The 20,915-nt window shown below is 55.5% G+C and carries 20 protein-coding genes; 1 reads left to right on the forward strand and 19 read right to left on the reverse strand.

The features are described 5' to 3' along the window. Window positions 1–195: 195 nt before the first annotated feature. From rpoS to cysJ, 16 genes are all read right to left on the reverse strand, one after another. Window positions 196–1,188: an RNA polymerase sigma factor RpoS gene (gene rpoS / locus EM595_RS13830; protein WP_067433193.1), complete on the reverse strand. Its 993-nt coding sequence runs from the start codon at window positions 1,186–1,188 to the stop codon at window positions 196–198. A 50-nt stretch (window positions 1,189–1,238) separates the two neighbouring features. Next, window positions 1,239–2,354 carry a murein hydrolase activator NlpD gene (nlpD, locus tag EM595_RS13835; RefSeq protein ID WP_067433194.1) on the reverse strand — a complete coding sequence of 372 codons (1,116 nt, stop codon included), beginning with the start codon at window positions 2,352–2,354 and terminating at the stop codon, window positions 1,239–1,241. A gap of 176 nt (window positions 2,355–2,530) precedes the next feature. After that, a complete protein-coding gene (locus EM595_RS13840; RefSeq protein WP_067433195.1) occupies window positions 2,531–3,157 on the reverse strand; it encodes a protein-L-isoaspartate(D-aspartate) O-methyltransferase in 627 nt (208 codons plus the stop codon). Next, on the reverse strand, window positions 3,151–3,912 hold the full coding sequence (gene surE / locus EM595_RS13845; RefSeq protein WP_067433197.1) for a 5'/3'-nucleotidase SurE: 762 nt from the start codon (window positions 3,910–3,912) through the stop codon (window positions 3,151–3,153). Before surE ends, EM595_RS13840 begins: the two co-directional genes overlap by 7 nt. A 207-nt stretch (window positions 3,913–4,119) precedes the next feature. Further along, window positions 4,120–5,160 carry a tRNA pseudouridine(13) synthase TruD gene (gene truD, locus EM595_RS13850; RefSeq protein WP_067433199.1) on the reverse strand — a complete coding sequence of 347 codons (1,041 nt, stop codon included), beginning with the start codon at window positions 5,158–5,160 and terminating at the stop codon, window positions 4,120–4,122. After that, entirely contained in the window at window positions 5,160–5,639 is a 480-nt protein-coding gene (gene ispF / locus EM595_RS13855; RefSeq protein WP_067435491.1) for a 2-C-methyl-D-erythritol 2,4-cyclodiphosphate synthase, read from the reverse strand. The genes truD and ispF overlap by 1 nt, the downstream gene beginning before the upstream one ends. Next, entirely contained in the window at window positions 5,639–6,355 is a 717-nt protein-coding gene (gene ispD / locus EM595_RS13860) for a 2-C-methyl-D-erythritol 4-phosphate cytidylyltransferase (protein ID WP_067433202.1), read from the reverse strand. The genes ispF and ispD overlap by 1 nt, the downstream gene beginning before the upstream one ends. Beyond that, window positions 6,355–6,672 carry a cell division protein FtsB gene (gene ftsB / locus EM595_RS13865; RefSeq protein ID WP_067433205.1) on the reverse strand — a complete coding sequence of 106 codons (318 nt, stop codon included), beginning with the start codon at window positions 6,670–6,672 and terminating at the stop codon, window positions 6,355–6,357. Before ftsB ends, ispD begins: the two co-directional genes overlap by 1 nt. Before the next feature lie 150 nt (window positions 6,673–6,822). Then, window positions 6,823–7,143, reverse strand: coding sequence for a DUF3561 family protein (locus EM595_RS13870; RefSeq protein ID WP_067433208.1), 321 nt, complete (start codon window positions 7,141–7,143; stop codon window positions 6,823–6,825). Window positions 7,144–7,199: 56 nt separating this feature from the next. Next, window positions 7,200–7,805, reverse strand: a complete 606-nt coding sequence (gene cysC, locus EM595_RS13875) for an adenylyl-sulfate kinase (protein WP_067433211.1) — start codon at window positions 7,803–7,805, stop codon at window positions 7,200–7,202. Beyond that, entirely contained in the window at window positions 7,805–9,235 is a 1,431-nt protein-coding gene (cysN, locus tag EM595_RS13880) for a sulfate adenylyltransferase subunit CysN (RefSeq protein WP_067433212.1), read from the reverse strand. The genes cysC and cysN overlap by 1 nt, the downstream gene beginning before the upstream one ends. 11 nt (window positions 9,236–9,246) lie before the next feature. After that, window positions 9,247–10,155 carry a sulfate adenylyltransferase subunit CysD gene (gene cysD / locus EM595_RS13885; RefSeq protein ID WP_067433215.1) on the reverse strand — a complete coding sequence of 303 codons (909 nt, stop codon included), beginning with the start codon at window positions 10,153–10,155 and terminating at the stop codon, window positions 9,247–9,249. A 9-nt stretch (window positions 10,156–10,164) separates the two neighbouring features. Beyond that, a complete protein-coding gene (gene cysG, locus EM595_RS13890) occupies window positions 10,165–11,580 on the reverse strand; it encodes a siroheme synthase CysG (RefSeq protein WP_067433217.1) in 1,416 nt (471 codons plus the stop codon). A 314-nt stretch (window positions 11,581–11,894) separates the two neighbouring features. Further along, window positions 11,895–12,629 (reverse strand): phosphoadenylyl-sulfate reductase, encoded by a 735-nt coding sequence (locus tag EM595_RS13895; protein ID WP_067433220.1) that lies wholly within the window; start codon window positions 12,627–12,629, stop codon window positions 11,895–11,897. Window positions 12,630–12,638: 9 nt separating this feature from the next. Continuing rightward, the gene (gene cysI, locus EM595_RS13900) at window positions 12,639–14,351 is read right to left on the reverse strand and encodes an assimilatory sulfite reductase (NADPH) hemoprotein subunit (protein ID WP_067433223.1); all 1,713 of its coding nucleotides are present in this window, start codon (window positions 14,349–14,351) and stop codon (window positions 12,639–12,641) included. Next, the gene (cysJ, locus tag EM595_RS13905; protein WP_067433231.1) at window positions 14,351–16,150 is read right to left on the reverse strand and encodes an NADPH-dependent assimilatory sulfite reductase flavoprotein subunit; all 1,800 of its coding nucleotides are present in this window, start codon (window positions 16,148–16,150) and stop codon (window positions 14,351–14,353) included. Before cysJ ends, cysI begins: the two co-directional genes overlap by 1 nt. A gap of 285 nt (window positions 16,151–16,435) precedes the next feature. Between cysJ and queD the strand changes: the two genes are divergently transcribed. Then, a complete protein-coding gene (gene queD, locus EM595_RS13910; protein WP_067433234.1) occupies window positions 16,436–16,798 on the forward strand; it encodes a 6-carboxytetrahydropterin synthase QueD in 363 nt (120 codons plus the stop codon). 38 nt (window positions 16,799–16,836) lie between these two features. Here queD and queE read toward each other — a convergent pair whose 3' ends face one another. The 3 genes from queE to pyrG form a co-directional block, all read right to left on the reverse strand. Further along, window positions 16,837–17,508, reverse strand: a complete 672-nt coding sequence (gene queE / locus EM595_RS13915; RefSeq protein WP_067433237.1) for a 7-carboxy-7-deazaguanine synthase QueE — start codon at window positions 17,506–17,508, stop codon at window positions 16,837–16,839. A 255-nt stretch (window positions 17,509–17,763) separates the two neighbouring features. Next, window positions 17,764–19,062: a phosphopyruvate hydratase gene (gene eno, locus EM595_RS13920; RefSeq protein ID WP_067433242.1), complete on the reverse strand. Its 1,299-nt coding sequence runs from the start codon at window positions 19,060–19,062 to the stop codon at window positions 17,764–17,766. A 91-nt stretch (window positions 19,063–19,153) separates the two neighbouring features. Beyond that, a complete protein-coding gene (gene pyrG, locus EM595_RS13925; RefSeq protein WP_067433245.1) occupies window positions 19,154–20,791 on the reverse strand; it encodes a glutamine hydrolyzing CTP synthase in 1,638 nt (545 codons plus the stop codon). Window positions 20,792–20,915: the final 124 nt, after the last annotated feature.

Raw genomic sequence — 20,915 nt, forward strand, 5'->3', positions numbered from 1 at the left:
TTGCAGAGTGTCAATAAAGTCTGAAAAGCGTTGATTAGTGCCAGATAGCGCCAGAAGGAGAAAAATGACTGGGCATGTTGAAGTGAAAAGAAGTTCCGAAAGGGGCAAACGTCGGTTAAAAGTCCGTGCAGCAGCCATAAAAAAAGCGGAGGCATCAGCCACCGCTCTTTGTGTTATTTAAAGAAATGTAAACGATTACTCGCGGAACAGCGCTTCAATGCTCAGACCCTGTGCCTGAAGAATCTCACGCAGACGGCGCAGACCTTCAACCTGAATCTGACGAACGCGCTCGCGGGTCAGGCCGATTTCGCGACCAACATCTTCTAACGTGGCAGCTTCATAGCCCAGCAGACCAAAACGACGTGCCAGAACTTCGCGCTGCTTAGCGTTCAGTTCAAACAGCCACTTAACGATGCTCTGTTTCATGTCATCGTCCTGCGTGGTGTCTTCCGGACCGTTGTCTTTCTCATCGGCCAGAATATCCAGCAGCGCTTTCTCTGAGTCACCACCCAGCGGCGTGTCTACCGAAGTAATACGTTCGTTGAGACGCAGCATACGGCTGACATCCTCAACCGGTTTATCCAGCTGCTCCGCGATCTCTTCGGCACTTGGCTCATGATCAAGCTTGTGCGAAAGCTCACGCGCAGTACGCAGATAAACGTTCAGTTCTTTAACAATATGAATCGGCAGGCGGATGGTACGGGTTTGATTCATGATCGCCCGTTCAATCGTCTGACGAATCCACCAGGTAGCGTAAGTCGAGAAACGGAACCCTCTTTCCGGGTCAAACTTCTCAACGGCGCGGATTAAACCCAGGTTACCTTCTTCAATCAGGTCAAGCAGTGCCAGACCACGATTGCTGTAACGGCGGGCAATCTTCACTACCAGGCGTAAGTTACTCTCAATCATGCGACGGCGTGATGGCACGTCGCCACGAAGTGCGCGTCGGGCAAAGAAAACCTCTTCCTCTGCCGTCAGAAGCGGAGAATAGCCGATCTCTCCGAGATAAAGCTGAGTTGCGTCGAGAACACGTTGTGTCGCACCCTGTGATAGCAACTCTTCTTCAGCTACATCGTTATCACCAGGTTCGTTTTCGACAAGAGCCTTCTCATCAAAAATCTCAGCTCCGTTCTCGTCGAATTCCGCATCTTCATGTGACTGGTTAACTTTCAGCGTATTCTGGTTCATAAGCGGCTCCTACCCGTGATCCAAAGGCAAAACATCATGGCTCTGCCGGATTATCGCTGCGGTAAATATCGCAACGGGTTTACGGATTTCCCCTTGTAACGAATTTCAAAATGTAATCTTACTGAACTTGTGCCCGTACTGCCCATGGTGGCAATCTTCTGACCGGCTTTAACATCCTGTTGCTCCCGGACCAGCATTGAGTCGTTATGAGCATAGGCACTCAGGTAATCGTCGTTATGTTTAATGATGATTAAGTTACCGTAGCCTCGTAATGCGTTGCCCGCATACACCACACGTCCGGAGGCGGTGGCGATAACAGGCTGCCCACGAGAGCCAGCGATATCGATACCTTTGTTTCCACCTTCAGAGGAGGAGAAGTTATCGATAATCTTGCCATCGGTTGGCCAACGCCAGCTTCCCACTGGAGTTGAACTATTCGTTGTGCTGCTAACCGTTGGCGGTGCGGTAACCGGAACTGTCGTCGATGCAACATTTGTTCCTGACGATGGCAACATTCTGCCACCAGTTGATTTACCTGAATCCTCAGAATACGTAATTACGGGTTGCTGTGCAACAGCTGTTGGTTTGTTTTGCGGCTGAACCGGTACGGTATTTTGCGTTGCATCTGCTGCGGTTACCGTATTGCCTCCGGTAATCGGCTGACCGGTGCCATTGCTGACCTGCAAGGTCTGTCCGACGCTCAGCGCATAGGGGGTTGGCAGGTTGTTACGCTGCGCCAGATCGCGGTAATCATTGCCGGTAATCCAGGCAATATAGAACAGCGTATCGCCGTGTTTAACGGTATAGGTATTGTTGCCGTAGCTACCTTTCGGAATATTCTGGTAACTGCGATTGTACACAATACGACCATTATCCGTGGACATATTGCTGTTCTGTGGCGCGGTAGTCACAGGCGTGCTGCGCGGAGCAGAATTAGTCATCATGCCGCTGCGTGGTTGCGCAGGCACCGTGCCGTTCATCATGCCGCCGCTGGACTGCACTGGCGCAGAAGCGCCGCCGCCGCTCATGGCATTATCGCCGTTACCGCCAACCTGGCTGATAGGAGCCTGGGTATTGTCACCAGAAGAACATCCCGTCAACCAACATCCAATCAGTGAAACCGCCGCAATTCGGCGCAAAGTAAATAGTGGGCTTCCCGTGCTCATTAATCCCCCGTGTAGCAAAACGATATTGAATGCGGTTTCAGCGCCGCGAGAAAGGTAAGTGCAGCGCGCTCAATCTACAACAGGTAGATGAGAAGAAGAGATACTAGCAATATCGCACCACGGGTGCCATGAGTCAGTTGTATAGAAATGCTTTTAGGCGATAAGAATGAAGAGGATTATGCCAGTTCGCCCTTCACCAGCGGGACAAAGCGCACGGGTTCGATAATATCTGCCAGGAATTCATCGCCAGCGCGACGAATACGCTGCAGTACCTGCTGGTCTTCACCGACCGGCAGCACCAGAATGCCGCCATCATCGAGTTGCGCCATTAAATCATGCGGAATTTCAGGCGGTGCGGCGGTAACGATAATCGCATCAAACGGTCCGCGCGCCGCCCAGCCCTGCCAGCCGTCACCATGACGCGTGGACACATTATGCAGATCGAGCTGCTTGAGCCGACGCTTCGCCTGCCATTGTAAGCCCTTAATCCGCTCCACTGAGCAGACATGCTCGACCAGATGCGCCAGAATGGCGGTCTGGTAGCCAGAGCCGGTGCCAATCTCCAATACGCGCGATGTTGGCGTCAGCTCCAGCAGTTCGGTCATTTTCGCTACCATGTAAGGCTGCGAAATGGTCTGGCCGGAGCCGATCGGCAGCGCCACATTTTCCCAGGCCTTGTGCTCAAACGCCTCATCAACAAATTTCTCACGCGGCACATCACCGATAGCCAGCAACAGGCGCTCATCGTGAATGCCCTGCGCGCGCAGCTGGGTCAGCAGCGTTTCGATGCGTTTACTCACCATTTTTTGTCGACTCCGGCAACATCCAGCCAGTCAGCCACCACCTGTTGAGCACCGTGCGCAGTCAAATCAACATGCAGTGCGGTTACCGATACATAGCCCTCATCAACCGCAGCGAAGTCGGTGTCGGGGCCCGCATCCTGCTGCGCGCCGGGTGGGCCGATCCAGTAAAGCGTCTCGCCACGCGGATCCTGCTGTGGAATCACCTGATCGGCGGGATGGCGGCTGCCACAACGGGTAACACGAATGCCTTTAATCTGATCCAGCGGCAAATCCGGCACGTTGATGTTTAGAATGCGCCCGGTGCGCAGCGGCGTTTGCTGTAGCGCCTTTAACAGTGAGCAGGTCACCGCCGCGGCGGTGTCATAATGCTGATGGCCATTGAGAGATACTGCCAACGCTGGCAAGCCGAGATGGCGCCCTTCCATGGCGGCGGCCACCGTGCCGGAGTAGATCACATCATCGCCGAGGTTAGGCCCGGCATTGATGCCCGAAACCACAATGTCTGGCCGCGGGCGCATCAGCGTATTCACGCCTAAAAACACGCAGTCGGTTGGGGTACCGTTTTGCACAGCAATATCGCCATTCGGATAGCTGAACGTGCGCAGTGCGGTTTCCAGCGTCAGTGAATTGGATGCGCCACTGCGATTGCGATCGGGCGCCACGATTTGCACCTCCGCAATCGCAGACAGCGCTTTCGCCAGTGTCTGAATACCCGGTGCATGAATGCCATCATCATTGCTCAGCAAAATTCGCATCAAATTCCAACCTTAACCCTAATCGCCAGACAACACAGACAGCAAGCTGTTGTGTTTGCAGCAATTTAGTGTGCTTATTTCGTCACAGCAGAAATGTAAAGATAATGGCATTCTAGCGGGCGGCGTCGGGAAGTGGTAGACGTAATTAGACTATTCATTGTGACAGACGGTGGCCCTGCGGAAAAAAGGACCACCGAACTCAGGTGTTTACTCATCCACCTCGGACGCCGGGGCATTCACCAGCTCGCGTACTACCGCCGTGGCAAAACTGCCGGCCGGTAGCCAGAAACTCAACTCCAGCGTGGCATCGTCCCACCAGCGCCACTGAAAATCGCCTGGCACCACCAGCATCGCGCGACGCGCTGCTTCCACCCTCTCGCGCTGCAACAGCGCCAGCAATTCGCCTTCGGCAGCGAGACACTGCTGCTCAAACAGCAGCGCGCTGTCGGTGGTACCGGCGTTGCCGCTGCCAGGCAACGGCGCGGTAATGCGCAGCTCATGTTGCTCTACGCGCTGTTGCAGCGCGGGCAGCTCTTCCTGCTGTGCGACAAACCAGCTGCCGCGGCCGGTAAGCTGCAACGCATCGCCATTTACTACCTGCATCAGGCCGAGCTGCTGCAGCCGATCGCTGGTGACCTGATTGAACATGGCGCTGCGGGCAGCCGAGAGGTAAAAGCTGCGTTTAGGACGTTCACGCACCTGAATCTCATTGCGCGCCCAGCGCTGCGCCATCAGCACATTATTGCCGCCGTGGCCAAAGCGCTGCGGACCGAAATAGTTGGGCACACCCGCCTGCTCAATCTGCTTTAACCTGGACTCAACGTCAGCGCGATCGCCAATCTGGCGAATCATCAGCCGAAAGCGGTTTCCCGCCAGCGCACCGGTACGAATTTTACGGCGGTGACGATCGACCTGCAAAATATCGACGCCTTCCAGCACAAAGCCGCTCATTACCGGCATCTCTTTACCCGGCACGCGCAGGCAAAAGGTCTGTTCGGTAACGGCATGGCGATCTTTCATGCCAGCAAAGCTGACATCACGCGGATGAATACCAACAAATTTCGCCAGCGCATCCGCCACAAAGCGGGTATTGCAGCCGGTTTTTCGCAGGCGCACCAGCAGCTGTTCGCCATCGCCGTCCGGCTGATAGCCCAAGTCTTCCACCACCACGAAATCGTCTGCGCTGGTTTTAAGCTGGCCGCTGCCCGCAGGTTGCCCGTACAGCCAGCCCAGTTGCGCCATATTCATTATGCGTCAGCCTTGAAAATCAGCGCCACTGCCTCGCAGGCGATCCCTTCGCCACGACCGGTGAAGCCCAGCTTCTCGGTGGTGGTGGCTTTGACATTGACGTCATCCATGTGGCAGCCCAGATCTTCGGCAATGTTGATGCGCATCTGCGGCACGTGCGGCAGCATTTTCGGCGCCTGCGCAATAATGGTCACATCGACGTTGCCCAGGCGATAGCCTTTTGCAGCAATACGTCGCCAGGCTTCACGCAGCAGGCCGCGGCTGTCAGCACCTTTGAAAGCGGGATCGGTATCGGGGAAAAGCTTGCCAATATCCCCCATCGCCGCGGCGCCCAGCAGCGCGTCGGTCAGCGCATGCAGCGCCACATCGCCATCTGAGTGCGCAATAAAACCGTGCTCAAAAGGAATGCGCACGCCGCCAATAACCAGCGGGCCTTCGCCACCAAAAGCGTGCACATCAAAACCCTGTCCGATACGCATCATGCGCTCTCCTTATTGGATAATTCTGTCAGATAGAAATTCGCCAGTGCCAAATCTTCCGGCCGCGTGACTTTGATATTGTCACTGCGTCCGACCACCAGCTCCGGATGATAACCACAATATTCCAGCGCCGAGGCTTCATCGGTGATGATGGCACCTTCCTGCAGTGCGCGCGTCAGGCAGCTGCGCAGCAGCTCAAGCGGAAACAGCTGCGGCGTCAGCGCATGCCACAGATCGTTACGTTCCACGGTATGGGCAATTGCGGGTTGACCCGGCTCCGAGCGCTTCATGGTGTCACGCACCGGCGCGGCCAGAATGCCGCCGGTTTTACTGTGATGGGTAATCGCCAGCAGGCGCGTCAGATCGTCCTGATGCAGACAGGGCCGCGCCGCGTCATGCACCAGTACCCAGTGATAACCGGCCGCCATCTGCAGGCCCGCCAGCACCGAGTCAGCGCGCTCTGAACCGCCAGTGACCACTATAATGCGCGGATCCTGCGCCAGCGGCAGCTGCGGAAACCAGTGATCCTGCGGGCTGATGGCCACGATGATCTGTTTCACCGCGGGGACTGCCAGCAGGCTATGAATACTGTGTTCGAGGATCGTACGCTGGCCGATGCGCAGGTACTGTTTAGGATGTTCCGCTTGCATGCGGCTGCCGATGCCAGCTGCCGGAACAACGGCAATGACATCAGGAAAGGTGGTGTTGTTGGTCATTAGCGTTGTTGGCTTTGCGCTGATTGCTGCGCATTACGTCGATTCTGGTCAGGCACCAGACGATAGAAAGTCTCACCGGGCTTAATCATGCCCAGTTCGTTACGTGCGCGCTCCTCAATGGCTTCCGAACCGCCGTTGAGATCGTCGATTTCAGCAAACAACTGATCGTTTCGCGCTTTAAGTTTGGCGTTATTCGCCTGTTGAACCGCAACGTCATCATTGACGCGCGTATAATCGTGCAGGCCGTTCTTGCCCAGCCAGAGCGAATATTGCAGCCAGCCAAGTAGAGCAAGTAACAGCAGCGTCAGTTTTCCCATGACCGCCCCCTGAAAAACGGCCCAATCATCCCATAACTTTACACAGGACTCCACTACGACGGTGAAATAGAGTGGCTTTCACAGCGGGGAAGTAAAAAGAGGCGAAAGATCTTGTAACCAGCGGTCGCGTTTCCACATCGCTTCCACCGCTTACCAGCCAGAGAGAAAGGTAAACAGCAGCCAGAACAGGCACACCACCACCACAGCGGTAGAGAGCAGCGTCCACAGCAGACGGCCACGCAGCATCAGGCTCAGCGCAATGCCGATCAGCACCGATACCGGCAACAGCGCCAGAAAAAATGGCCAGGTGTAGAGGAAGAAAAACAGCGTATTAGAACCGTAGATCAGGAAAGGCAGTGCCAGCGCACACCAGTAGGATACAAAGCCGATAACGCCGCCGGGAAATGACCATACGGGGTCTTCCGGTTCGCGGTCCTCTTTACGTGCCAACAAGGGAGTAATGTTTTGCATAGGTATCCTGTAGACGCTGGTAACGGCCCGCCAGACGGAAGCGAGCCGTGACTGACTCAGGATGGGATGATATCGCGGTCTCGCAGTAGATCTAACACTTGTGTGGCTAATTTTGTTACCAATTGTTCGCCATCCAGATGAATATCTGCCTGCTCTGGCACCTCATAAACTGCATCGATGCCGGTAAAATTACGCAGCTCGCCAGCGCGCGCTTTTTTGTACAGCCCTTTGGGATCACGCGCTTCGCAGATCGCCAACGGCGTATCGACAAACACTTCAATAAACTGGCCATCGTCGAGCGTGTCACGCACCATCTGGCGCTCTGCCCGATGCGGCGAGATAAACGCCGTCAGCACCACCAGCCCGGCATCCACCATCAGCTTTGCCACTTCACCGACACGACGAATATTCTCTTTGCGATCGGCGTCGCTGAAGCCAAGATCGCTGCACAGGCCATGACGTACGTTATCGCCATCCAGCAGGTAGCTGCTGACGCCCGCCTGATGCAGCGCCTCTTCAACCGCACCGGCAACGGTGGATTTCCCCGAGCCCGAGAGCCCGGTAAACCACAGCACCACGCCGCGGTGCCCGTGCTGCTGCTCACGGGCGTCGCGCGTCACCGGGTGCGCATGCCAGACAACATTTTCGTCATGCTGCGCCATCAGTTGCCGCCCAGCAGATCGCGTACGTTCCAGTGCGGGAAATGACGGCGCACCAGCGCGTTCAACTCCAGCTCAAAAGCGCTGAACTCGCCGCTATGGCTGCTCTCTCCGCCCTGCTGCGGTTCACGGATCATGCCCGCACCCACGGTGACATTGGTCAGGCGATCGATAAAGATCAGGCCGCCGGTTACCGGGTTTTGCTGATAAGGATCCAGCACCATCGGCTCATCAAAGGTGAGATTAACCAGGCCGATGCCGTTCAGCGGCAGGCTGCTGGCGTCGTGCTTCTCCAGCGAGTTAATCTCAACCTGATGGGAAATGCTTTCCACCCGGGCGCGTGCTTTCTTGCCTGCGACCTTGATATCGAAACTTTGGCCCGGCGTCAGCGCTTTTTCCGCCATCCACACCACATCCACTGAGGCCGCCTGCACCGCATTCAATGCCGTTGCCGCATCCACCAGCAGATCGCCACGACTGATATCGACTTCATCGTTCAGCACCAGGGTAATCGCCTCGCCCGCCGCCGCTTCCTGCAGATCACCGTCAAAGGTGACAATACGCGCCACGCTTGATTCCACACCCGATGGCAGCACCTTCACGCGCTGACCGACACGCACCGTTCCCGAGGCCAGCGTACCGGCATAGCCGCGGAAATCGAGGTTAGGACGGTTGACGTACTGCACCGGAAAGCGCATCGACTGTGCTTCAACAATGCGCTTCACTTCTACCGTTTCCAGCACGTCGAGCAGTGTTGGGCCGCTATACCAATTCATGGTGGTGCTCTGCGTAGCCACGTTATCGCCTTCCAGCGCGGACATGGGCACAAAGCGAATGTCGAGATCGCCCGGCAGCTGCTCGGCAAAGTCGAGATAATCCTGTTTGATCTGCTCAAAGCGATCCTGGCTGTACTCCACCAAATCCATCTTGTTAATCGCCACGATCAGATGCTTGATGCCCAGCAGCGTTGAGATAAAGCTGTGGCGACGCGTCTGATCCAGCACGCCTTTACGCGCATCGATCAGCAGAATGGCCAAATCGCAGGTTGACGCGCCGGTGGCCATGTTGCGGGTATATTGCTCGTGTCCCGGCGTGTCAGCGATGATAAATTTACGCTTTTCGGTAGAGAAATAGCGGTACGCCACGTCGATAGTAATGCCCTGCTCGCGTTCGGCCTGCAGGCCATCTACCAGCAGCGCCAGATCCAGTTTCTCGCCCTGCGTACCGTGACGCTTGCTGTCAGTTTGCAGTGAAGAGAGCTGGTCTTCATAGATTTGCCGCGTGTCATGCAGCAGGCGACCAATCAGCGTGCTTTTACCATCATCGACGCTGCCGCAGGTCAGAAAACGCAGCAGGCTTTTATGTTGTTGTGCGGTCAGCCAGGCTTCGACGCCGCCCTGATCGGCAATTTGTTGTGCAATAACGTTATTCATCTGGCGTCTCCTTAGAAGTAACCCTGGCGTTTCTTAAGCTCCATCGAGCCCGCCTGATCGCGATCGATCATCCTGCCCTGACGCTCACTGGTGGTGGAAACCAGCATCTCTTCGATGATGCCCGGCAGCGTCTGTGCTTCCGATTCCACCGCGCCGGTTAATGGCCAGCAGCCCAGCGTGCGGAAACGCACCATACGTTGCTCGATCACTTCACCAGGCTGCAGATCGATACGATCGTCATCAATCATCATCAACATGCCGTCACGCTCCAGCACCGGGCGCGGAGCCGCCAGGTAAAGTGGCACGATCTCAATGTTTTCCAGAAAGATGTACTGCCAGATATCCAGTTCGGTCCAGTTGGAGAGCGGGAAAACGCGGATGCTCTCGCCTTTATTCACCTGGCCGTTGTAGTTGTGCCACAGCTCCGGGCGCTGATTTTTTGGATCCCAGCGGTGGAAGCGATCGCGGAACGAATAGATGCGCTCTTTGGCACGCGATTTTTCTTCATCGCGGCGGGCACCACCAAACGCAGCATCAAACCCGTATTTATCCAGCGCCTGCTTCAGCCCTTCGGTTTTCATGATATCGGTGTGCTTGGCGCTGCCGTGCACAAAGGGGTTAATGCCCATTGCCACGCCTTCCGGATTGCGGTGCACCAGCAACTCAGCGCCGATGTTTTTCACCGTGCGATCGCGGAACTCGTACATCTCACGGAATTTCCAGCCGGTATCAACGTGCAGCAGAGGAAACGGCAGCGCGCCGGGGAAAAAGGCTTTGCGCGCCAAATGCAGCATCACCGATGAGTCTTTGCCGATGGAATACATCATCACCGGATTACTGAACTCCGCCGCGACTTCGCGGATGATATGCATGCTTTCCGCCTCAAGCTGGCGCAAATGGGTGAGTCGTTTTTGGTCCATAATTTTTCCTCAAGCCAAAGTGACAACAGCGGACTCGCGGACCACCTGCTGTGCAGAATGTTGATACCAGGCCAGCTGCTGATGCAAATTGACCACTTCGCCAATCACCAATAGCGCTGGCGTGGGAGCTGAACGAGCCAGCTCATCTAATTGTTCGAGCGTGCCGATCAGCACCTGCTGATCCTGACGCGTGCCGCGGCCAATCACCGCGATCGGCGTGGAGGCGCTGCGTCCATGGGCAATCAGCTGCGCGCTGATTTCAGCCGCTTTCACCGTGCCCATGTAAATCGCCAGCGTTTGCCGCGCTCTGGCCAGCGATGGCCAGTCGATGCCATCGCCATCAGGGCGGCAATGGCCGGTAATGAAAAGTACGCTCTGCGCGTGATCGCGATGGGTCAGCGGAATACCGGCGTAGGCGGTTGCACCTGCGGCCGCGGTGATGCCCGGCACCACCTGAAAAGGAATACCTGCCTGCTGTGCCGCCTGCAGCTCTTCGCCGCCGCGGCCAAAGATAAAGGGATCGCCGCCTTTCAGACGCACAACCCGTTTGCCTTTCAGCGCCAGCGACACCAGCAGCTGATTAGTCTCTTCCTGCGGTACCGAATGCGCACCGGCACGTTTGCCGACACAAATACGATCGGCATCGCGCCGGACCAGATCGAGCACTTCGTCGCTGACCAGATGATCGTAAAGCACCACGTCTGCCAGCTGCATCACCTGCAAACCGCGCAGCGTCAGCAAACCGGCATCGCCTGGCCCGGCACCGACAAGAATGATTTCACCCTGCTGTTGTCCCGGCGATTCCAGCTCTGCGGCCAGTGTCTGTTCCGCGCCCTGCACGTTGCCCGCCGCCATCTGGCTGGCGAACAGGCCGTTAAACGCCCGCTCCCAGAAACGGCGACGATCGGACATTTTGCTGAAGCGGGCTTTAACCCGGTCACGCCAGCTTCCCGCCACTTCAGCCATCTGGCCAAGGTTGGCAGGCAACAGTGCTTCCAGTTTTTCACGCAGCATACGCGCCAGAACCGGTGCCGTGCCGCTGGAGGAGATCGCCACCACTAACGGCGAGCGATCAACAATCGACGGAAAGATAAAGGTACATTTCGGTTGGTCATCCACCACGTTTACCAGGCGATAACGCTGGTTCGCGGCGTCAAAAACGCGGGCGTTCAATACGCTGTCGTCGGTGGCAGCGATCACCAGGAAGACGTGATCCAGCTGCGCCTCATCAAACTCCTTTGCCAGCCAGGTTAGCTGCTGTTCGTCTGCCAGCGCCTGCAGTTCCGGGCAGAGTTCGCGTGCAGCAATCAACACCTTTGCGCCAGCCCTGCGTAACAGCTCAATCTTGCGGGACGCAATATCGCCGCCACCGACAACCAGCACCGGCTTTTCTTTCAGCTCGGCAAATATTGGCAGATAGTCCACGTCAACCTTTCTATTTATCAGGATTACAAAACTGTATGCGACTATACGTCTCAGCTCTCAACGAGATGAAATTACCAATTAGAATGAGTAGTTCCCAAATGGAATAACGCCGCGGTATAGCACATGCTTTTTTGTGCTTAAGGAATGATTTATCACTACTTTTTTCTGCATGCAACCGTCAGTCATCCAGGCCAGCGCGGGCACGAATTAGGAATAGCCGGGGGTGCGCGTTGACGCTGAATGGATACACAGCGAAAAAAGCTCGGTTCAGGAAAGCAGGGATAAAAAAAGGGGCGATCATCGCCCCTGAGGATTCAGCCTTCGTGCAGGCCGCATTCACGCTTCAGCCCGAAGAAGCGCGTCTCTTCTTCGGCCATGCCCGGTTCCCACTTTTTGGTGGTGTGAGTATCGCCCACGGAGAGATAGCCTTCCTCCCACAGCGGATGATAGCTCAGGCCATGCTGCTGCAAATATTGATAAACCTGGCGGTTATCCCAGTCAATGATCGGCAGGATCTTGAACACGCCGCGCTGAATGGCGAGCACCGGCAGGTTAGCGCGGCTGCCCGACTGATCGCGGCGCAGACCAGCAAACCAGGTTTGCGCCCCCAGCGAGCTCAGCGCGCGATTCATCGGCTCAACCTTATTGATCAGGTTGTACTTCTCGATACCTTCAACGCCCTGCTCCCACAGCTTGCCGTAGCGCGCCTCTTGCCAGGCAGCGGAGTGCTCCGCCTGGTAAACTTTAAGGTTGAGGTTAAGCTTTTCCGTCAGCGCATCGATAAAGCGATAGGTTTCCGGAAACAGGTAGCCGGTATCGGTGAGAATCACCGGAATATCGGGCTTCTGCTGCGTCACCAGATGCAGCGACACCGCCGCCTGAATGCCAAAGCTGGAAGAGAGCACGAACTCGCCGGGCATGTTTTCCAGCGCCCAGCTCACCCGCTCTTCCGCAGAGAGCTTTTCCAGCCGGGCGTTGGCCGCCGCCAGCGCCAGGATACGTTCTACCTTCGGCAGCTGATTGAGTTCTGCCAGATCGCGTAAAGACATGCTTGCCCCCTATTCCCAGAGATCGCGCGCCGGATCGAGCACCGGCCGAATGATACCGGCACGGATGGTGAAATCACCGAAGCCTTCGTCTGCCTCACGCTCGGTTGCCCAGCGTCCCACCAGCTCATTGATGCTGATCAGGATCTCTTCTTCATTGATGTTTTCGCGGTACATCCGCGGAATGCGCGTGCCGATGCGATTGCCACCGATATGCAGGTTGTAGCGGCCTGGCGCTTTACCGACCAGACCGATTTCAGCCAGCATGGCACGGCCACAACCGTTCGGACAACCGGTAACGCGTAACACTATGTGCTCATCGCCCACGCCGTGTTCGTTCATGATCGCCTCAACGCGGGTGACAAAGTCGGGCAGGAAACGCTCCGCTTCCGCCATCGCCAGCGGACAGGTCGGGAAAGCAACGCAGGCCATCGAGTTTTCGCGCTGGGCGGTGACGTTTTCCATCAGGCCGTGACTGCGTGCAATCGCTTCAACCTTCGCTTTTTCGCTTTCCGGCACGCCCGCAACGATCAGGTTCTGATTGGCGGTCAGGCGGAAATCTCCCTGATGAATCTTCGCAATCTCCGCGATGCCGCTTTTCAGTGGGCGATCGGGATAATCGAGCAGGCGACCATTTTCGATAAACAGCGTCAGGTGCCACTGATTGTCGATGCCTTTCACCCAGCCGAAGCGATCGCCACGGGTGGTAAATTCATACGGGCGAATCGGCTCAAAGGTGAAACCGGCGCGCTTCTCAACTTCCGCCTTAAAGGTCTCAACGCCGACGCGCTCCAGCGTATATTTGGTTTTGGCATTTTTACGGTCGGTACGATTTCCCCAGTCGCGCTGGGTCGTCACTACCGCTTCTGCTACCGCCAGGGTTTGATCCAGCGGCAGGAAGCCAAATTCACTTGCGGTACGCGCATAAGTCGCTTTATTTCCGTGCTCCAGCGACAGGCCACCGCCGACCAGCAGGTTAAACCCAATCAGCTTGCCATTTTCAGCAATCGCCACGAAATTCATGTCATTGGCATGCAGATCGATGTCGTTGTGCGGCGGCACTACTACGGTGGTTTTAAACTTACGCGGCAGGTAGGTTTCACCGAGGATCGGCTCTTTATCGGTGGTAGCAACCTTCTCTTTATCCCACCAAATCTCAGCATAGGCGCGTGTTTGCGGCAGCAGATGCTCAGAGAGTTTCTTCGCCCACTCGTACGCTTCCTGATGCAGCTCCGATTCAATCGGGTTCGACGTACACAGCACGTTGCGGTTTACGTCGTTGGCGGTGGCCAGCGCGTCAAGCCCAACTTCATGCAGCATCTGGTGCGCCGGTTTCACGTTCTTTTTCAGAATGCCGTGAAACTGGAAGGTCTGCCGGTTGGTCAGGCGGATGCTGCCATAAATCGTGTTGTTGGCAGCGAACTTATCGATGGCCAGCCACTGCGTCGGCGTGATGATCCCGCCCGGCAAACGGCAGCGCAGCATCATGGCGTGACGCGGCTCCAGCTTCTGCTCGGCACGTTCGGCACGAATATCGCGGTCATCCTGCTGATACATACCGTGAAAACGGATCAGCAGAAAGTTATCGCCGGTAAAGCCGCCGGTGAGGCCATTGTCGAGATCCTCAACGATGGTGCCACGTAAATAGTTGCTCTCTTTTTTCAGGCGCTCGGCATCGGAAAGTTTGCCTTCCACCACCAGCGGCCCTGGATGTTTTTCGCTCATTAGTAAACGTCTCGCTGATAGCGGCGCTCAATGCGCAGCTCACTTAAAAACTCGTCAGCTGTTTCGGTGTCCATGCCACCGTATTCAGCTACCACTTCCAGTAATGCCTGCTCAACGTCTTTCGCCATACGATTGGCGTCGCCGCAGACATAAATGTGGGCGCCTTCGTTAATCCAGCGCCACACTTCCGCACCTTTTTCGCGGATTTTGTCCTGTACATAAACTTTATGCACCTGATCGCGTGACCAGGCGAGATCGATATGGGTCAACAGCCCCTCTTTTACATAGCGCTGCCATTCCACCTGATAGAGAAAATCTTCGGTGAAATGCGGATTGCCAAAGAACAGCCAGTTTTTACCGCTGGCGCCTTCGCTGTCGCGCTGCTGCATAAAGGCGCGAAACGGCGCGATACCGGTGCCTGGACCAATCATGATTACCGGAGCATCCGGGTTAGCAGGCAGACGGAAGTTATCGTTATGCTCGATGAAGACGCGAACATCGCCCTCTTCTTCCAGTCGATCGGCCAGCCAGGTTGATGCGCCGCCGGCACGTTCACGATCGTTGACCTCAAAGCGTACCGCACCCACGGTGATATGCACTTCGCTCTCATTTTCCGCCTGCGACGAGGCGATAGAATAGAGACGCGGTGTTAACGGCCGCAGCAGCTCGGTCAGCTGTTCCGGACGCAGCTCCATCGGCGCGTCACGCACCATATCGACGATCGGCATGGTCTGCGCATAGATCTGTAGCTTGCTTTTATCCGCCGCGATCTCCAGCAGCGCCTCATTGCGCGCCAGCGTGGCGTACTGCTGTACGATTTGCGGCGTGTTTACCGTCAGTTCGTAATGGCACTGCAACGCCCTGGCCAGCGGTAAGGTTTCCCCGTTGACGCTGACCGGTTCATCACCTTTTAACCACAGCAGCTCAACCAGTTCGTTGACCAGCGCCGGATCGTTTTCATACCAGACGCCTAACGCATCGCCCGGCTGATAGCGCAGTCCGGAGTCGCCCAGATCGATTTCGATATGGCGCACATCTTTATCGGAGTTGCGGCCGGTAATCTTCTGGTTAACCGACAGGCTGGCGGTAAGCGGTGCTTCTTTATTATAGGGGCTGGTGGCCACTTCATTAACGCTGCCCGTGGCGGCGGTCTGCGCAGGCGCCGCGACCGGCGCACGTTTTTTCAGGATCTCTACCACCGCCTGGCGCCATTTTTCGGCGTCGGCAGCGTAGTCGACATCGGCGTCAACGCGATCCAGCAGACGTTCGCCCCCCAGCTCAGCGAGCTTGCCATCGACATCTTTTGCCGCCTGGCAGAAGAATTCATAGGAGGTATCGCCCAGCCCAAACACCGCAAACGCCGTATCGGCGAGCTTCGGTGCCTTTTTCGACAGCAGAAACTTATGCAACGCCACCGCTTCTTCCGGCGGTTCGCCCTCGCCCTGCGTGGAGGTGACAACGACCAGCAGTTTTTCCTGCGCAATCTGCTTGAATTTGTAATCGCCAGCGTTCACCAGATTAACGGTGAGTTTGGCGGCGATCAGGTCATCGCGCAGCTGCTCGGCCACGCGACGGGCGTTGCCGGTCTGCGAGGCGGACAGCAGCGTAATCGCGGGCGCTTCCGCCGCCGGTGCGCTGGTGGCTACCGTGGCACCAGGAGCCTGATTGACCATGCCCCAGAAATAACCGGAGAGCCAGGCGAGTTGCGTGGTGGAAAAGTCGGTGGTTGCCGCCTGTAAACGCGCGAGTTGCTCCGGGTTTAACGGAAGCAGTGAAGCAGGAGGAGCCTGAGTCGTCATTGCGTAGAATTCCGGTGTGTAAAATTGTGGCTTGAGCTGGGAAATGCCAACAGGGTAAACGGCTGCATAATAACGATTAAATAAGGGTTCGACATAATAAATAACCAAAATGACTAAACGCTTTTACCGTTAGGTTATAGTGCTAAAAGTGGTAGAAATTAGGCTTATTAATCAATTAATTAAATTCAGACCTGGCGAGGGCTACGCTTTAACGGTGGAAACGGGTGCGTCAAAGCGCGCTTTCCGGTAGACTTCGCCGGTTTTTTTAGGAAAAAGGCAGTTAGCATGGCAACCACACTTTTTAAAGATTTCCATTTCGAAGCGGCGCACCATTTACCGCATGTCCCTGAAGGACACAAATGTGGCCGTTTGCACGGACACTCGTTTATGGTGCGGATTGAAATTACCGGCGAAGTGGATGCGCATACCGGTTGGGTGATGGATTTTGCCGACTTAAAGGCCGCCTTTAAGCCGATCTACGATCGGCTGGATCACTACTATCTCAACGATATCGCTGGTCTGGAAAACCCAACCAGTGAAGTGTTAGCGCAGTGGATTTGGCAAAACCTCAAGCCAGATTTACCGGAGCTGAGCGCGGTAATGATTAAAGAAACCTGCACCGCGGGCTGTATTTATCGCGGTGAGTAAGCCTGTGGGGCCGCTGTTACCGGCGGCTCCAGCAGGATTCAGGCAATATTCAGGTATTTGTGCGTTTGCATCGACAGCCGCCAGTTGCGGGCAATACAGGTTTCGATGCACAGGCGGGTTGCCGCGTCTTTCTGGCTGATAGGCTGCAGCGCAATGATGCGCGACTTGTCATCCTTCAGCGTACTTAACAGCAGTTCCAGCTCATCAATATCGCGCTGCCGTCCCACCGGATGCTTTACCTCATCGGCACGTTGCAACGCCTGCGCAATGACATCATAGCCGCCACGCATATTCACTTTCGGGGACACCGTTACCCAGGTTGCGGACGAACAGCGAATCTCATGGGTGCCGCTGGTTTCAATCTGACAGCTAAACCCCGCCTGCTCGAGACTTTCCGTCAGTGGGCGCAGATCGTAAATGGCCGGTTCACCGCCGGTAATCACCACATGGCGCGCCGTCCATTGTTGATCGGCAATGGTTTGTATCAGGGTCGCAGCATCCGCCGATCCCCAGGCGTCGCTCTCTTCCGTTTTAACCAGAATATCGCCGAGCGCGGTTTCCCGATTGGCCAGCTTATCCCAGGTATGTTTGGTATCGCACCAGCTGCAGCCGACCGGGCATCCTTGCATACGGATAAAGATTGCTGGCACGCCGGTATAGAAACCTTCGCCCTGCAACGTCTGGAACATTTCATTAATCGGGTACTGCATTATTAACTCGCTCGGGAAAAATAAGGGCGCTGATTATGGCAGATCACAGAGTAAGGTCAAAGGCGGATTCATTTTTGCCCGGAATCGGGCGGTATTTGCGGCAACGTCACTGGACGTTTTTCGGTCTTGCAGGCGAGCTTCTTAAAGATGTTGGCCTTAAAGTCATTGAACTTAAGAAGCCCGCCTGCAAGGCAAAAAAAAAGCCCCATTTCTGGGGCTTATCATTTTCCGTATGCGAATACGGTAAGGCGTGGCTTATGCCTGGCCTTTCACTTCTTTCAGACCGTTAAACGGTGCTTTTGAACCCAGCGCTTCTTCGATACGAATCAGCTGGTTGTACTTAGCAACGCGATCTGAACGGCTCATTGAACCAGTTTTGATCTGGCCCGCTGCGGTACCTACTGCCAGGTCGGCAATGGTCGCATCTTCGGTTTCGCCTGAACGGTGAGAGATCACTGCAGTGTAACCAGCGTCTTTCGCCATTTTGATCGCAGCCAGCGTTTCGGTCAGTGAACCGATCTGGTTGAATTTGATCAGGATGGAGTTAGCGATACCTTTATCGATGCCTTCTTTCAGGATCTTGGTATTGGTTACGAACAGATCGTCGCCAACCAGCTGGATTTTGTCGCCCAGCACTTTGGTCTGATAAGCAAAGCCGTCCCAGTCAGATTCATCCAGGCCATCTTCGATGGAAACGATTGGATACTGCTTGGTCAGATCTTCCAGGAAGTGGGTGAACTCTTCTGAAGTGAAGGCTTTGTTGCCTTCGCCAGCCAGCACATACTTGCCGTCTTTGTAGAATTCAGAGGCCGCACAGTCCATCGCCAGGGTGATATCTTTACCCAGCTCATAGCCTGCCGCTTTAACCGCTTCAGCGATAACAGCCAGTGCTTCAGCGTTAGAGCCGAGGTTTGGCGCGTAGCCGCCTTCATCGCCAACGGCCGTGTTCAGGCCTTTAGCCTTCAGCACTTTCGCCAGGTGATGGAACACTTCTGAACCCATACGGACCGCTTCTTTCAGGCTTGAAGCGCCAACCGGCTGGATCATGAATTCCTGGATGTCGACGTTGTTGTCGGCGTGCTCGCCGCCGTTGATGATGTTCATCATTGGCAGTGGCATAGAGAATTTGCCTGGAGTGCCGTTCAGCTCAGCAATGTGCTCATACAGCGGCATGCCTTTAGAGGCAGCTGCTGCTTTGGCGGCTGCCAGAGAAACGGCCAGGATCGCATTAGCACCAAAGTTGGATTTGTTCTCAGTCCCGTCCAGATCGATCATCACTTTATCGATGTTCGCCTGATCTTTCGCATCTTTGCCTTTCACAGCATCTGCAATCGGGCCGTTTACCGCAGCTACCGCTTTGGTCACGCCTTTACCCAGGAAACGAGATTTGTCGCCGTCACGCAGTTCCAGTGCTTCACGTGAACCGGTAGAAGCCCCTGATGGTGCCGCTGCCAGACCCACAAAACCGCCTTCAAGATGTACTTCCGCTTCCACAGTCGGGTTACCACGTGAATCAATGATTTCACGACCGATGACTTTTACGATTTTGGACATTAGATTTTCCTCAGTACTGGTTAAGCTAAGCTTGTTACGATCCTAAGACAAACAACGCGCGAAAAGTTCGCGCGCTGCTCGTGAATACTGCTTACTTCGCTAAACGCTTCTGGTGCTCGCTGGCCGCTTTCACAAAGCCGGCAAACAGCGGATGCCCATCACGTGGCGTTGAGGTGAATTCCGGATGGAACTGGCAGGCAACAAACCATGGATGATCGGGAATCTCGATAATCTCTACCAGCTGGTCATCTCCGGAGCGACCGGCAATACGTAAGCCCGCCTCTTCGATGCGATTTAATAGCATGTTATTCACTTCATAGCGATGACGGTGACGCTCAACGATGGTGTCAGTACCATACAGCTGACGCACCAGGCTGTCGCCGGTGAGCTGGCACTGCTGGCTGCCAAGGCGCATGGTGCCGCCAAGATCGCTCTGTTCAGTACGCACTTCAACGTTGCCGTTTTCATCACGCCATTCGGTAATCAGCGCCACAACCGGGTATTTACAGTCCGGTACAAACTCCGTGGAGTTCGCGCCTTCCATGCCCGCTACGTTGCGCGCAAATTCCATCAGCGCAATCTGCATGCCGAGACAAATGCCCAGGTACGGCACCTTGTTCTCACGCGCATACTGCGCGGTCATCAGCTTGCCTTCCACGCCGCGATAGCCGAAACCACCAGGGATCAGGATAGCATCTAAATCTTTCAGCAGTTCGACACCGCGCGTTTCTACGTCCTGCGAGTCGATAAGCTTGATGTTCACCGTGACACGGTTTTTCAGGCCACCGTGCTTCAGCGCTTCAATCACCGATTTGTACGCATCTGGCAGTTCAACATATTTGCCCACCATACCGATGGTGATTTCACCGCCCGGATTGGCTTCTTCATAAATGACCTGCTCCCATTCGGCGAGATTCGCTTCCGGTGCATTCAGATTAAAGCGTTTGCAGATGTAGTCATCCAGGCCTTGCGATTTCAGCATGCCAGGAATTTTGTAGATGGAGTCGACATCTTTCAGCGAGATAACCGCTTTTTCCGGCACGTTACAGAACAGCGCGATTTTCGCCCGCTCATTGGCCGGCACGGCGCGATCGGAACGGCAAATCAGCACGTCTGGCTGGATACCGATCGACAGCAGCTCTTTCACCGAGTGTTGGGTCGGTTTGGTTTTCACCTCACCCGCTGCCGCCATGTAAGGCACCAGCGTCAGGTGCATATACATGGTGTGTTCACGGCCAACATCTACCGCCATCTGGCGAATCGCTTCAAGGAACGGCAGTGATTCGATATCACCCACCGTGCCGCCGATTTCCACCAGCACCACATCGTGCCCTTCACCGCCCTCAAGGATGCGCTCTTTGATCGCATTCGTGATGTGCGGGATTACCTGAATCGTGGCGCCAAGATAGTCGCCGCGGCGCTCTTTGCGCAGCACTTCAGAATAAATACGGCCAGTGGTGAAGTTGTTGCGGCGTGACATTTTAGTGCGAATGAAACGCTCGTAGTGACCCAAATCGAGGTCGGTTTCGGCACCGTCATCGGTGACAAACACTTCCCCGTGTTGCGTCGGGCTCATGGTACCCGGATCCACGTTGATATAGGGGTCCAGCTTCATGATGGTCACGTTCAGACCACGTGCTTCGAGGATGGCTGCGAGGGAGGCTGCGGCAATGCCTTTACCCAGAGAGGAAACAACCCCGCCGGTCACAAAAATATAGTTCGTTGTCATGCTGAACCTGAGAGTTTAGGTTTAAAGACGATGGAATAACCAGGACGGGAAAACAGTATACCGGAACTCCCATAAGGCCACAATTGATGATTCATTTTCACTCCATCGTCTTATTGCGGATAAA

The sequence above is a fragment of the Duffyella gerundensis genome, from assembly GCF_001517405.1.
Lineage (GTDB): Bacteria > Pseudomonadota > Gammaproteobacteria > Enterobacterales > Enterobacteriaceae > Duffyella > Duffyella gerundensis.